This is a genomic window from Enterococcus sp. DIV1094, assembly GCF_017316305.2.
Taxonomy (GTDB): domain Bacteria; phylum Bacillota; class Bacilli; order Lactobacillales; family Enterococcaceae; genus Enterococcus_B; species Enterococcus_B mangumiae.
Genome location: NZ_CP147250.1, coordinates 2,645,605 through 2,661,368, shown reverse-complemented (window position 1 = coordinate 2,661,368; position 15,764 = coordinate 2,645,605). Strand labels below are relative to the sequence as shown.

9 protein-coding genes are annotated in these 15,764 nt (G+C 36.9%); all 9 read right to left on the bottom strand.

Going from position 1 to position 15,764, the window contains the following annotated elements; translation table 11 throughout:
- Positions 1-12: 12 nt before the first annotated feature.
- Genes DOK79_RS12680 through DOK79_RS12640 form a run of 9 tightly spaced genes read right to left on the bottom strand, consistent with a single transcriptional unit; the run spans position 13 to position 15,697 of the window.
- Positions 13-4,395 (bottom strand): hypothetical protein, encoded by a 4,383-nt coding sequence (locus tag DOK79_RS12680; RefSeq protein WP_339092261.1) that lies wholly within the window; start codon positions 4,393-4,395, stop codon positions 13-15.
- Between the two features lie 39 nt (positions 4,396-4,434).
- Positions 4,435-5,364, bottom strand: a complete 930-nt coding sequence (locus DOK79_RS12675; protein ID WP_206859644.1) for a hypothetical protein — start codon at positions 5,362-5,364, stop codon at positions 4,435-4,437.
- A 26-nt stretch (positions 5,365-5,390) separates the two neighbouring features.
- A complete protein-coding gene (locus tag DOK79_RS12670) occupies positions 5,391-8,747 on the bottom strand; it encodes a lysozyme family protein (RefSeq protein WP_339092257.1) in 3,357 nt (1,118 codons plus the stop codon).
- Complete coding sequence (locus DOK79_RS12665; protein WP_206859307.1) at positions 8,740-11,049, bottom strand: VirB4-like conjugal transfer ATPase, CD1110 family; 2,310 nt, start codon at positions 11,047-11,049, stop codon at positions 8,740-8,742. The genes DOK79_RS12670 and DOK79_RS12665 overlap by 8 nt, the downstream gene beginning before the upstream one ends.
- A complete protein-coding gene (locus tag DOK79_RS12660) occupies positions 10,991-11,341 on the bottom strand; it encodes a PrgI family protein (protein ID WP_206859305.1) in 351 nt (116 codons plus the stop codon). Before DOK79_RS12660 ends, DOK79_RS12665 begins: the two co-directional genes overlap by 59 nt.
- A 13-nt stretch (positions 11,342-11,354) precedes the next feature.
- Complete coding sequence (locus DOK79_RS12655; protein ID WP_206859303.1) at positions 11,355-12,179, bottom strand: type IV secretion system protein; 825 nt, start codon at positions 12,177-12,179, stop codon at positions 11,355-11,357.
- A gap of 45 nt (positions 12,180-12,224) precedes the next feature.
- A complete protein-coding gene (locus tag DOK79_RS12650; RefSeq protein ID WP_206859300.1) occupies positions 12,225-12,458 on the bottom strand; it encodes a hypothetical protein in 234 nt (77 codons plus the stop codon).
- Positions 12,455-14,200, bottom strand: coding sequence for a VirD4-like conjugal transfer protein, CD1115 family (locus DOK79_RS12645; RefSeq protein WP_242543356.1), 1,746 nt, complete (start codon positions 14,198-14,200; stop codon positions 12,455-12,457). Before DOK79_RS12645 ends, DOK79_RS12650 begins: the two co-directional genes overlap by 4 nt.
- Before the next feature lie 36 nt (positions 14,201-14,236).
- Complete coding sequence (locus tag DOK79_RS12640) at positions 14,237-15,697, bottom strand: HTH domain-containing protein (RefSeq protein ID WP_206859298.1); 1,461 nt, start codon at positions 15,695-15,697, stop codon at positions 14,237-14,239.
- Positions 15,698-15,764 lie beyond the last annotated feature (67 nt).

Here is a 15,764-nt window from a genome sequence, read left to right as displayed (position 1 = left end):
TCTCCGTATTTTTTATTTTTCAAAAGATATTTGACCTTTCAGTAGGGGCTTGCCACTGACATTATTACTCTTTGAAATTGCTTTTTGTTTGATTGAATCAAATGCTTCTTTGACGGCCGGCTGACGATTGATTCCTTTATTCTGTTCAGCAATCTGTGGATTACTTTCAGATTTTGTATTATCCGACCGATGTCTTGCGGCTTCACCTAATTGATTTTTCGTACGGTTTTCACAAGATGATTGTGATGGTGGCTCATGAATATCCGCTTTCACATGAAGTGTTTCATGAGTATTGAACGAATTCGACCGACTTGAACGATTCGATTCATTTGGGGTTTTATTTTCTGTCTCTTGACCATAGACCCATGCATATGGACTTTTTTCTAGTGATTTCGTTTCAGTACTAGCAATTTTTATTCCATCTTCTTTGAATCCAGCACTTTTTATTGAAGAATTATCATGGGTAGGTGCACGATCATCCTTATCTACTTTTTCATAGGATTTATCAAAATTCTTGTCTACCTCTATAGAATTTTTTTCGATTGTTTCTTTTTGTGTCGTCGTTTCTAATGATTGATCTTCTTTTTTATAAAACTTCCTTTGTAGTGCATGCAGTCCTTTACTCAAGGCAGTCACACCAAAGGAAACAGCAAGTGCCATTGCAATAATCGAAGTTACTTTGTACATAAACAAAGGAGTTGAGGTGGCTATCGCAAATATATATGGTGCTACTACTGGTGTCAGTGCGACACCCACCCCTGCTACAACTATCCCAACACCAAAGATGATGGCGAGAGATTTCCAATTTCTTTTAAAATAGCCCTTTACAGATTTGTCTTTTTCTGGATTTTCAGGACTAACTTTTTCTGATGAGTGATTCTGTTGTTTTGTTTTTGCCGATTCTTTCTTATGAACGTCGGGCTCTCTTTGAATCGATTTTTCTTTTGGCTCAATCACTCGACCTTCTAAGTTTCTGTGTCGATTTCGTTCTGCCTGGCGATAGGTTTGTATTCTAGAACGAAGTTTACGAATATAGTTGATGAGTTTTGGCCCATAAACGGCAGTCAAAATAGTCCCGTAAATAAATAGAGTTAGTGGTAGTCCATACATAGCAAGGTAAGCTGGAACGATACCTAAAATACCAGTTACCCACATACTGATCAACGGCCAAGATGCTAATGGCAGTAAGTTCAACAAAATTCTTCCGATTTGAATAGCTCGGCTTTTTTTTGTGTGGATTTTCTTTTTTTCTGTAAGCGGTCCTGAACCTGGCAACTCTACATCGTCATCCATAAAATTGGTTTCTGTACCTTTATCCGCTTTTTCTGAAACATTCTCATTTAAACCAAAAGTATCACTACTCGCATCCATTCCAAGTTTATCTAAAGGATCATTTGCATTTTGCGACTGCTTTTTATCCATTCCTCGAGTTGCTATACTCGCTTCATCCAGTTTCGTTGGTTTCGGTTCCCCACCTTCACTCATCCGATTTCTCATTTGGCTGTTTTGAGTGTCTGAGGAAGATTCCTCTACTGGCACGTTCGAACTATCTGTTTGAGTATTTGTTTCAGGTGGTGCTTTCTCTATTGGATTAAATTTGAGTTTATCAGCTAACAATTCACGGATTTTTTTTGTGTTACCAGCAACGATACCTGTTTGATCTGTTTGAGGAGTATAGGGAGCAGTAGATTGGTTGCTTGTTTCATTTCTACGAGCTAGCTGATCGGCTGTCACAGTTTCTTCCGATTTTTGCCCATCACTACTTGTTACAGCAGGATTTTCAACTTGGGCTCGGCGTTGACGAATTGTCTTATTAGCCAAGCTATTTTGTTGCTGTAATGTTCCGTTAGATATACTAGCTTCAGTTTCTCTCCCAATTCTGGACTCGTACTGCCTTCGCATCGCTTCAACTTGACCCGTTGATTCTGGCACTGGTCGTTCGGTTGGAGGGTTACTTGCATTTTCAAACTGGTCCCTCGCTGCCTTCACTCGTCCCGTTGATTCTGGTACTGGTCGTTCATTGGGAAGCTCATTCACATGTTCAAACTGGTCTCTCGCTGCCTTCACTCGTCCCGTTGATTCTGGCACTGGTCGTTCGATTGGAGGGTTAATTGCATTTTCAAACCGGTCCCTCGCTGCCTTCACTCGTCCCGTTGATTCTGGCACTGGTCGTTCGATTGGAGGGTTAATTGCATTTTCAAACCGGTCCCTCGCTGCCTTCACTCGTCCCGTTGATTCTGGCACTGGTCGTTCGATTGGAGGGTTAATTGCATTTTCAAACCGGTCCCTCGCTGCCTTCACTCGTCCCGTTGATTCTGGTACTGGTCGTTCGATTGGAGGGTTAATTGCATTTTCAAACCGGTCCCTCGCTGCCTTCACTCGTCCCGTTGATTCTGGCACTGGTCGTTCGATTGGAGGGTTAATTGCATTTTCAAACCGGTCCCTCGCTGCCTTCACTCGTCCCGTTGATTCTGGTACTGGTCGTTCATTAGAAAGCTCATTTGCTTTTTCAAACTGATCTCTCGCTGCCTTCACTCGTCCCGTTGATTCTGGTACTGGTCGTTCATTGGGAAGCTCATTCGCATGTTCAAACTGGTCTCTCGCTGCCTTCACTCGTCCCGTTGATTCTGGTACTGGTCGTTCATTGGGAAGCTCATTCGCATGTTCAAACTGGTCTCTCGCTGCCTTCACTCGTCCCGTTGATTCTGGTACTGGTCGTTCATTAGAATGCACATTCGTTTTTTCAAACTGGTCTCTCACTGACTTCACTCGACCCGTTGATTCTGGTGCAAGACGGTTATCACTTTTTACACTAGGATTTTCAAATCGAGCGCGACGCTTTTGGAATTCTTCATTCGTCAAGCCGGTTTGATTCAATTTTGTTTTATTTGCAAGCGATGGTTCCTTACTTGTACTAGTCATGTTTTCGAATCGAGCATGACGTTTTTGAAATTCTTCATCCGCCCTACCAGTTTGACTCAATCCTGCATTGTCTACCCTTAATCCAATATTATCTATCGTACTAGCTTTGCTTTCTTGGACTAGCTCACTACTTCGTTGTTGCCTAGGTGGATTTTGATAAGTAGCAGTCTGATAATTATCCGGTTCTCTTTGCTTTGTTCTTTCTGTGACTGGTGGTTCATTACTTGGTCCAGGCATATTTTCAAATTGGTCTCGTCGTCTTTGAAATTCTTCGTTCGCCCTACCAGTTTCACTCAATCCTGCATTGTCTGCCCTTAATCCAATATTATCTATCGTACTAGCTTTGCTTTCTTGGACTAGCTCACTACTTCGTTGCTGCCTAGGTGGATTTTGATAAGCAGCTGTCTGGTAATTATCCGGTTCTCTTCGGTTTGTTCTTTCTGTGACTGGTGGTTCGTTACTTGGTCCAGGCATATTTTCAAATTGGTCTCGTCGCCTTTGAAATTCTTCTTTCGTCATGCCGTCTTGATGGGACTCTGCTTTATTTGTGGTTGATAAATTATTTGTATAAACTGTGCTTTCATTTCCTCTACGTACAAATTCGCTAGTGCTTTTTAATGGAGGAGCTTTTTGGTAGGACGATGCCCCTTCATTTCTTTGTCTCTGTCGATCTATCGATTGATTTTTCCTATTTTGAACGGTCGCCGAATGATTTGATTGCGAGGCTCTCCATCTAGGCGACTTTCGAGTTTCTCTTTCTAATGGTGAATGATTCAGACCTTCATAGTATTGTCGCAATCGATTGACTGTTCCTGATGGTACTTCAGCTGAATACGGTTCTTTATTATAAGAAGGTTCTTTTTCAAATTGTGCTTTTAAATCACTCACTTTAAGACTTTTATGCGACTCTACTTTTGTCGATTGATTCGTAGTTTGTACATAATTTTCGTGCATAGTGACATTCTCTTCGATTTGCTGATTTGAAAAACCCTCCTGCTTCACATTGCCTCTCTTATTTTGCATTGTTTGTTCTGCAAATCTTTTTTCCTGTTCCCCCACTAACTTAGGTCTTGCTAATTCATCGGATGCTTGTAAAGGTATGTTTGACGTAAAAGTAGGTTGCGCATCATTTGTCCTTGTTTCTTGCTCACGTCTATTTTCTTTTAAAACGATCATCCTCGATTTATAAATTGAAAACCTCAATGCATCATAAGCCGATGGATCGATGTCTTGGAGCATCGTTTCAAATGATTTTTTTAAATCATCTGATTTATCTTTAGCCACTTCTTTTCTCGAAGAAATCAAATCTAGTACAAAGTGAAATTCTTCTCTTAATGTCTCTGGATTGTTGTTTGATACTGTCTGTGAACGAAAATCATTGAATATTTTTTCTTCATGAGGTTTTACTGATTTTATTGAAATATCTTTGTTTATATATTCTTTAAGATATTCTTCATATTTTTTATAAAACATCGGTCTCCTCCATTCAATGAAGAATTTTTTAAGAGTCGATTAGCCATTTAAGCGATTTTCAAGTAAATGATCTAAAGATGAATTATTTTCTCTAAAAACTCCTGTTTGAGTTAACCGCACGGCTTGCTGAGGTTTTTCATAATCATTTACCCATAGAAACATTCCTGGAAGAGAATACATGCGATAGCCAAATGGAGTTTCTTCTAATGTGATCTCAAATTTATTGACTGCTGAATGCTCATCTATGACAGATAATTCCAACACACATAAAGTCTCAGAAACATCTTCAGAAATGATTCGATAGGAAAAAATTTTAGTTATTTCTTTTCCATCTTCCATTTTTCTTTGGACGTATGTGTCTTCTGTGAAATCGATCAACACATGACTATTCATCGTTGTATTGGACCAGCTACCTTGAATTAACACATCCGACCATTTTTGACTGATCATTTCATGTGTTTCTTCTCCTCCAGAATCAGCCATCTCTTTCGCTTTTTCTCTCAAGTCAACATTAGGATAGAAATAGGTCGTATTTCTGTCATTATCTTCGTAAAAGAAAATCGTTTCGCCAAATCTTGTCATCAGCTCAAAAGAGACTTCCTCTTTCTCTTTGTCCGTTAGAACAAGTTTTGTATCTACTAAGCGATACTGACCTGTTGTGAGCCAACTGGTACTTTGATAAGTTCCGTCACTTTTTAATTCCAGAACCATGCCATCCGCTCGATCAGAATACCAAATTCCTCGATAAACTAAAGCTTCGTTTTTTTCTACTAAATTCAGTTCTTCTTCTCTTTGTTCACTTAAAGATAAACGCTCACTACTCGCAGTAGTTTCTGAATTTCCATTTATCCCACGGTGAAAAAATATCGAGTAGAAAATAAAACTGAACATTGTGATGAAAATGACACTAGCTATTATCACGATTCTTTTTCCTTCTTTTGACTCAACTATATTTTTTAATCGTTTCATTGTTTCATTGTTCGCCCTTTTCTTTTTTATTGGAGAATACCATAACCCGAAATGCTTGGATCATTGAGGAAATAGGTTCTTCTGGCTACTTTATTGGAAGTATTCCCCTCGACGGTTTGTATGATATTTCCGTCTGTAAATTCCACGATTCCTACATGATCTTTCCCTGTACCACCTCCATTCCAGTCAAAGAAAATCAAATCACCTGGTTGCGGATGGTAACTCTCTGAAGTTTTCCTATAGTTTCCTTTTTCCGTTAACCAGTTGATCATCTCTAAACAATTTGCTGATTTTATTATTTTTTCTTGGTTCAGGTAACCGACTTGATCTGCTACCCAGCTCACAAAAATCGCACACCATTCAACCCGTCCTTCAAAACCGTACCATCTCCAATACTTCTCTCCATGAAAAGTACCAATCTCGTTGATCGCTGTCTCAAGAAATCTTGAATTTTCAAGCCAGAGATAATTAGTAACAATAGGTACATAGAACATATTTCCATAGGCATATCGCCAGGAAAATCCATGAGCAATCGCTACTGGATGTGTGTAACGCACAGTCTGTCTGTTACTTTTCTCTCTAGCATATAACTCTGCATGAAGTAGATTATATTGTTTATTCGTATTAGCTAACCAATCTAAAAAGCCTTCTCCATAGTTATACGCTTGAAGAGCCGCACGATCATCCAAATGCAATGTTCTGGCTTTGTTCAATAATTGAGCAAAATAATGAGTTCCTCGATCAATAGAAGTTACTGGATCATCGATCGTATTTGGTGGCATACCTTGCGATTCACTGGCTTGCATAATATCTGGAAATCTTTCTGCATCACCACCAGACTCTACTCGGATGATTGCCAAGATCATATTGACATATTCTGGAATACCGTATTTTTCACAGGCTTCTCGAACAAGATGTTCCCATTGTAAAATCATTTGTCCTGGGTTTTTAAGACTTCCTGAAATTGATCTTGACGAATTATTTGTAAATCCATCTATCTCAGACGGATATTGAAATATCAAATCAAAAATATAAGCAGACGGATAAATATTGCGATTTGGCCGAAGGGTTCGACGTTCAATGACTTCAACCCTCAAATTCCCAGTCGTTTCTCCTATCAGTGTATCGGCATCGACCCAATCTCTATTTCTCACTTTGATATTTTTTAATGGAGATAAAACAACTCTTTTATTTAAGGAAGTATTGATAGTGACAGAATTATTCCCAACTGCATGAACTCTTCCTGAGCCAGAATTGTCAAGTCCATAAACTGGTGTACCAGCTTCAGCTAGTAATTCAATATAATTGTGTTTATTTCTTTCATTTAATCCACGATAGCCATATTTTTCAACAACGATTGCATCTTGACTCATACCAAAAGGACTTTGTAAAAACACTTTATTTTCAAACCGATCTAATTCCTGTATCGGTCCAAACTTATCTAGTTCTTCTTCTGAGAGAGTATCTGAGTTTTCATCAATAAACTGACTGATTGTCTTGATTTCAATATTGATCAATGCCACTTTGATTGTTCGATGAGTTGGCCGATCTTCTTCAATCGGCGGATCAACTGGCTGTTCCTCACTTGGGTCTCTATTTGTTTGCGGCTCATCTATTAAGACTTCCTCTTCATTCTCTGATTCTTCGATTTCTTCTTCTGGATTGTTTGTTTCTTCCAGTGTTCCATCATCTACTTCTGATTCCTCTGATTCTACCTCGTTCCCACTTTCTCCTTCTGGTACTTCTTCGATTCCGTCATCTTCTTCCGATTCTTCTGGCTCTTCCTCGGTTCCGCCATTTTCTTCTGATTCATCTGGCTCTTCCTCGGTTCCATCATCTTCTTCTGATTCATCTGGCTCTTCCTCGGTTCCATCACCTTCTTCTGGTTCTTCTGGCTCTTCCTCGGTTCCATCGCCTTCTTCTGGTTCTTCTGGCTCTTCCTCGGTTCCATCGCCTTCTTCTGGTTCTTCTGGCTCTTCCTCGGTTCCATCGCCTTCTTCTGGTTCTTCTGGCTCTTCCTCGGTTCCATCGTCTTCTTCTGGTTCTTCAGGATAAATGATCGGAACTTCTCTTGTTTCGATTTCTGTCGTGTAACTAAAGGTATATCTATGGATGCCTTCTAATTCTCCACGAACTCTTGTTGCACCAAAAAGATTACTGTCTGCTGAAATTCGTTGATCGATATCATAGTTTTCATATTTTGCATTCAAATAGTAAAGATACGTATCTGCATCAGAACTATACAAAAAATTATTATCTGGTCTTGCTACACCATTTACAACGAAATAAACCTCTTCAATTTCAGAATCTTCAGAAAAATCTTCAAAAACTTGTTGAACTTCTTTATTCTTCCTAGCATCTAAAAACGTGACATGCTCGTATGCCTCTGCCAGAGCCATATCTTCTGTTTTTATCGTAAATATACTGGCAATAAAATTAAAGATAGCGACGATTACAACTACCACTACGATGACAACCGCCAAAATCATCATTACTTTGACGGATAGCAACATCAGAATCAACTTTAGAATAATAAACAAGACTAAAAGAACACCAAGTATATTTAATTCACCATCTTTATTTCTGCCAACTGTATCGATTGCTGTTTGTGCTAGATTTTTTTTAAAATTAGGTTTGAACTTTTTTTTCGATGGAATCTTTGTCTTCTTTTTTAATCGCTTGATTTTTTTAGAGTTACTCAACACCTGATGTTTATGCTCAAGTTTGTCTTTGATACCAAATAGTTTTTCTTCAAGCTTCTTTGCTCTGGTTTGTTTATTTGCTGTAAGTGTATTTTTTATTCCAGCTAGATTGAGGCCATTGTTATCTAGTTTTTCTTGTTTCTTATGGTAGAATTTTTTTGATTCTAGTTTTTGTTTATTGATTGTTTCCGAAGAGAGCTTATTTCGTCGACTCGTTCCACTATTATTAGGGAAAATTTGCCTTTTTTTTATTCCAAGAAGCGCATGATCGATTTCTTTAGGAGATCTATGTTTATTCTTTATGAAATATGCTTTTTCTCTAGTTGTACTATGTTTTTCGTTTCGATTTACTTTGTTTAGCTGATTTTTTCTTGTGATAAGCTGGCGCTTTTTAAAGTGACTAATTTTCTTTGAATATTTGTTTGTTGCGCCCTTACCTAATGGTGCTTTTCTTACCTGGCTATTCACCATGTGTTGTTTGAAGTCAATGATATTTCTATTTTTCAGCTGTAAGTTATTACTTTTTTTTCTAGCTAAATTTTGTTGATGTTTTTTTAGACGGATTCGTTTTTTTAGTGCTTTCTTTTCTTGTTCTTTCGTGCTGACATGTTTCAATTTAATCGATAACAACTCTTGCTGCTTGTTGTTTTCTTGTTTATTCCCCTCATATGTCTCATTCATAATCTTGCTTTGTCTTTACCTCTTCACCAGGTTTAGTCGTCATGATTTGATAGAGATTCGTCTCTTTCGGAAGTCTGTCTTCAAATGGGATGATCGTGTCGCCAAACACCATCAATCCAGTCCCTTCACTCCCATTTAATACATACTTTTCCTGTTCTTCCGATATATCGAATAAACGAGTCAACTCTGAACGGTCCGATTTTGCTTGATTGAACATAACAACAAAGTCACTATTAGAAAGCATTCTTCTGGCTAGATCAGATAGTAATAATGTCTCGACATTTTGCGTGATTCCTGTTGGTATAGCCCCCCATTTTCTTGCTCTACTCCACAATTCAAAGAAATAATTTTCGGAATATTCATTTGTAAACAGTAGCTGTAATTCATCGATATATAACCATGTACGGATCCCTGATTCTCGATTTAGCGTGATACGATTCCAAATTTGATCTAAGACAACTAACATTCCAAACGGTTTTAGCTGTTTTCCTAGATCTTTGATATCAAAAATAATCAAACGTTTATTCAAATCAACATTCGTCTGTTTCGAAAATAGTGCTAGACTACCTTCTGTATAAAGCTCCAATTCAATCGCCAATTGCTTTGCATCTTCTTCGGGCTGTTCATTTAGCGCCATATAAAATTCTTTCAATGTGGGTACTTGTTTAGGTTCGTGGTAAATGTTACGGCATACTCGGTCGATAATCGTCTTTTGTTGCGAAGACAGCCCTAAGATACCGCCTGTGATCAACTCGCATAGTGAAATCAAAAATTGGGTTTTTAGAGCAATCGGGTTTGAGTCATCGCCATAGTTACTATTGATATCCATGGGATTGATACAGGTGGTTGAATTCCCCGCCAATCGAACCATCTGACCATCAAATTCATTGCAAATATGAAGATATTCTGACTCTGGATCAATGACGATCACCTCATCTTTGGGGTTTCTTAGCAAAACATTGACAATCTCTCGTTTTACAGAAAAACTCTTACCAGATCCTGGTGTTCCTAAGACAAATCCATTTGGAGCCATTAGTTTCTTGCGGTCAAGAATCGTCAGATTTTTTGTCACAGAATTGATTCCATAATAATTTCCATTCTCATGGAGCATTTCAGAAACCGAAAATGGCATCAATGCGGAAACTGCCGATGTTGCTAATAAACGATTTAATGGAATATGGTTTTTCCCTATTGGTAAAGCCGTGTTTAAGGCTAATTTCTGCAAATAAGCTATTTCAATGATCGTACAGCCAAATCTCCGACCTACTGACTTGATTTTACTTGCGATTTTTTTTAACTTTCCTTGGTCCTCTGCATAAAAATTGATCAAGACGGTTACTTCAAATAGTTTTTGACTTTTGCTTTGTAACGAATCCAATAGCTCTTTTGCTTCGTCAAGTGAATAGGATAGATCGTATGGAAGCATCTCGTAATCATAACCACTATTCAACGCTTTTCGTTGCTCATCCACTTTTTGCTGATCCATATAGGCCATTTTAGTCTTTACTAGATCGAAGCTATTTGCGATCGGTATTGGTCGACAACTGACAGTCAACGTGATTTCTTCATCAATCTCCATTAGACCTGTTAAACATTCATCTGAAAGTTCAGCAGGATATCCGCTCAAATAGAGTGTTTGATTCAACTTGTTTTCGATCTTGATCAACTGTTTATCCGCTTTAAAGTCGATTCGCTTTGGAAGTAATTCGTTATTTTCATTTTTAATAACTTGACCAATCAACTCTTTGCGTTCCTCACCATTCAAAATATGGATCGTAGAACCGATCTTTCTAGCGAATAATTCTACTTGATCGGCAATCAAAAATAGTTCTCTTTCCGCGAATGCTTGATTCTCATGTTTCTGTGTGAATGTTAAAAAAATCCTTTTCGCAAAAGCATTCTTTTTTTCATTGATTTTCGTCTTTAAATAATCATTCATTTCCTGGCGGTATTTATCATCATATCGCTCATTTTTTTCTTTAAAAAGGACATGATCCAATTCTTCAACTGTTTTTTTCTTTTTTACTAACGTAACCTTATAATCAATGGAAGCGTCTAAAGAATTTAGAAATTCACAATATTTAATGAATATCTGCATGCGTTGTTCCTCTGAACAAAGTTGATAACTGATATCTTCGATGTTGATCGTTAGCGAGTATTCATTTTCGTCAATTAGACAAATGCCATTGTCATAGATTTTTTCAAAAAGCAAAAAAGATTTCTTTTCCTCTTGCCTGTTTTTTTTATTCTTTTTCTGTCTGAAGTTGACCTTCATCAAGTTGGGACGTATCAGATTCTTCATACACAACTACTCCTTGATCAAGATGGTAAATAAAAAAATATTTTAAATAACGTTCAAAAGGAAGTCCCTCTTTTTTTAGCCAACCGAATGCGACGATTGGCATTGAAACAAGAATCATCAGCCAACTGATCACATCCATGGAATAACCAAAAAAGCGAACAAACACAATACTGATCACAATGTTAGTCAACATCGCGATAGATAAAAAACCTAATTGTCGCACACTCATGCCTGCAACGATTCGTTCTTTATATTCCCGTACATCTTTATGGACTTTCACTTCAATTGCCATAGCTTCCTCCTTTCTATGAGGCGGATACAATCATTTTTGCCCACCCTTTTGTTTTATTTATCGCAAACAACAAAGCGATCATATAGATCGTTAAACCAAAAATAAGCGACCACATCCCTCTTCTATGGGATTCGAGGAAATTTACAAAAATCAAGGGATAGATGGTCAATACTAATGCAATCATTACAGCATGTAATGAGGATGCGGCAAAATTTTTGAAGAACCCCTTAGCCATAGAAGAAAATTCTTGACTAGGTAGAGCTGCCATTGAAATAGGAGCAATCGCACTAAAGATATATAATTCAAAAAATCTTAGATAGACGATGACATTGATGAAAACTCCTACAACTAAAGAAACTAAAAATAGAACAACAAAAATCATCAATACGACCATTACTTCCCACCATGAAAGACTACTTACGACCGAATCGACTACATTGTAATAAGAATCTAAAAGATCGTTTTGGCTGTAGGCCATTATTTGCCCAGCTAACATTGATCCTAATGCAACAATGGCATCAAGAATAACTTGGATTCTTAAAATGACGATATAGCAAATAATAAATTTTACGAATGCTTTCATGATCATTTCAAATCCTAAAGTAGGTGCACCACCTGCATTTTCTACTTTTAAAGAAATTTTTTGAAATTCAAATAAGATAAATATTGCCAAAATGGAAAATGCGACTGGAGCAATAATCGTTTGTTGGATTTCTACTGCTACTTTATAGGCAGAGGCCATGTAATCTTGTAATCCACGACTTAAGGTCTCTGCAATATTGTCTCCATTTAAATACTCCATCATTCGAGTGAAAAGCATCATTATTGCTGCGCGCACGGATGAACCTTCTTTCTAAATATATTTTGATCTGTATCTTTTTGCCTATCTCAAAAGTGAAGCAACATCAAATGCGGTCACAAACCACACTGCAGCTACTAAGATCAATGCGCCACCAACGACTTGCCAAATCCCTTGTTGTAGTTGCGGGCCATTTTTATCTTTTAATGCTCCGGCTAGAATAACTGTTCCCCAAATAATCCATAATCCTCCGCCAACCATTGTAAATCTTGAAATCAGATTAAATACATCTTGTAGTAATTGTTGATTGTTGTTCATTTCAATCCATTCTCCTCTTCATTTTTCGGTGATTGATTTCGTTCATACCAATTCTTTGGAGTCACATCTCCAAGTTTTTTATAATTTTTATGTTTAGTTATATCGTATTTTTCTGATATAAATGGAACTATTCCACGAATCTTTAAAATCGCTTGTGTTCCACTTAGATTCGCCACTTCATCTACATCCAATAAATTCCGACCCATTTTTTGATAGTTCTCGCTGAAATTTCCATTACTACCTTTGGTGATACTGATATTCTTATGTTGGATCGTTTTCTTTCCTAGTAATTTGGAGATATACTCATGTGTGCTTAACTCCATTCCACCTAAATATAGAAACACGTCACTGGTCCCGATAATTGTCTCCCAAGTTTCTTTATATAAATTTTTGAGCTGACTGATATTTTGTAAGATTACATTTACCGATATCTCTCGACTTCGAATCACTGAAATCACTTTTTCAAAGTCTGGTATTTGGCCAATATTAGCAAATTCATCCAAAACACATCGTACGTGATGCGGAAGCCGGCCTTTATATACATTATCTGCTTTATAAACTAAACTATCGAATAATTGTTGGTATAGCATGCTTGCTAAGAAATTGAAACTCGTATCTGTATCTGATAATAGAATATAGATAATTGTTTTCTTGTCACCAACAGTGTCTAGTGCTAATGTATCTTTACTTACGATTTTTTTGATATTCGGAATATCAAATGGCGATAATCTGACGCCTAAGCTGACTAAGATACTTTTTGCGGTGCGATCCCCTGCTAACTTAAAAATCTTGTATTGTGCGACTGCAAAGTTGGCAGGATCTTTTTCTTCAAGTTCATTGAAAATCACATCCAGAGGTGAGACGTAATCTGGAACATCTTCTGGACAGTTTGCTAAACGAACCATTTCAACGACATTCGTCAATGTTTGGTCCTCCTCGTCGACTTCTTGCAAAAGGTAACTAAACGTAGCCATTAATAAGGCTGTCTCAGCTTTCTCCCAAAAATCATCGCCACCCTTTTTTTCTGGATCTGAAGTGTTTTTGATCAAATTGTTGACGACCTTTAAAATATCATCTTCGGAACGGATATAAGTAAACGGGTTATAAAAGTCCGTATTTTCCCGTGTGATCAAGTCAAAAACCTTGATTTCATATCCGGCCTCTTTAAACATCGTTGCTGTTTCGCTTAGCAAGAGTCCTTTCGAATCACTGACGACATAGGAAGAATGCAGTTGCATCAAATTAGGTTTTACATAGAATCTTGTTTTACCTGATCCAGCTCCTCCCACTACGATGACATTCTTATTCCGATTAAAGTTATTGGATTTAGTAATCTTCATGCGTCCAGACATAGATAGCGATTCACTTTTTGTGAGAATGATATTGTTGTCTTTTTTTTTATCCATCAACGGCTTAATATCTTTTTTGTTGCCCCATCTGGCACTTCCATATTCATACTCTGTATGTTTCGGCATACCAGAGTGATACAAGATACCTAGAGCAATCCCCCCTACGATCGTGCCTGTCCCGAGAATACTTGCTAAATTATAGCTAAAATGAAATTCAAAACGACTGATCTCAAGTCCAAATTGGTCGATTGTACGAACAAGGACTTGTGCGATATCTTCGGTCTGTTGTCGGAAATTTCCGTAGAGTAGGATGGTCCGGTTTGCCGTATACGCAAATACAAGAAATAAAAATAGTAAAAGTAATTTGTAAACCCATGTTTTTGAACTTTTCAACTTTCCCTCCTAAGCGACATAAAGCTATCTTTTTTATTATCTAAAATCCGTGACAAGCAAATCTGAAACGACGTCCATCGTTCGGTCGATATCTGCTTTTTCTGGTAGATAAAACATCTTTGTCTTATCACCAACTTGATACGGAAATGGCAGAATATTTGTCACTAAGATATCTGCCTCAAGTGGACTTTCGATTGTTTCCAGTTGTTCCTGGTACAAGATGCTTGCTCTTGTGTGTAAATATCTTTCAATTACTTCATTTAAAGCAAAATCTGCTAAAAAACCTCTTTTCAGTGCGACAACAACCGTACTTAACACTTCACATGCCTTATTCGTATATAAAAAAAGCAATAAGTCAGAAGTAAATGATGCGTCACATCTTTCTTGTAGAAAATTCTTCTGAATATTTTTGTTTCTTTTTATCGCTGTATTCATTTCTTTATATAGACGGCGATTGATGGAGTCAATCAGCATTGCCGATTCTTCATCGTTATATGAAAAATCTATTTCAAGATCTTGTTTGATTTTTTCTTGAAATAAAAAGCAGTTGACGATTGAATACAGTTGCTCGTTATCGACTTGGATTCGATTACCGAGAACACTCTTCAAATCTGAAACCAAATGTTTAACTGTTTCAGAAAAACCAAAATATTCAGCAAATCCTTTATTGTGCTTTTCTATTTCTGTGTAATGACATTCATGTAAGTGGATCATACAAGCAATAAAACAACATTCTTCGAAAATGACTTCTTTAGAATAAGTCTTGAAACAATCTAATTGAATAAATTCATTGAATAATTGATTTACTAAGGGATTGTTTCTAAACCAATGTAACAGTCGTGAATGCATCCATAATTTATCTTTTCCAAATCGTATAAAAGTTAAAGCAAGTATTTTTTTGGTAAGTGATTGGGAAACATCTGAACATAAAGTTTGAACAATTTTTGCTATTTCTTCCATTTCATTTTTATAGGGACAATAATCTTCAATTTCTAGATAAGCTGATTTAATATAAAGATCGATGAATAATTTTCTGATTTTAATTTCTTTTCCTATAAATTCAACTGGAGAAAGCTTTAGATTTAAACCATATTGATAACAGAATTTTTTTAGCTTTCGCATTTTCTGTGCCACCGTCTTCTCGCAATAGTTCAATTCCCAACTCCAATCAATCACAGGCTTTAATTCGCCTTTAAGAATACTTGTCGTTACTTTTACTAAATCTTCATTCATATAATATGACTTTTTTTTCTCAAATAACTTAAAATGATTCAATACATACATGCTGACTCCCTTATAGGAAGTCAAGATTTCAATTGTGTCGGAAAATTCATCTTGAATCGTTTTTAAATCATTGGTAATCGTTCTTCTAGTTACTTTAAGACTTTTTGCAAGGTACTGAACGGTCACATTTTTTCTTCTCTCTAAAGTATTCAGAATAAATACAACACGTTTTTTGTACTCATTAGATATTAATCGTTCAAGAATCTCTTCCACTTACCTTCCCCCTTTCACATAACAACTTCACTATAAACAATATATTTTTTCATTTCGAGGTATCTTA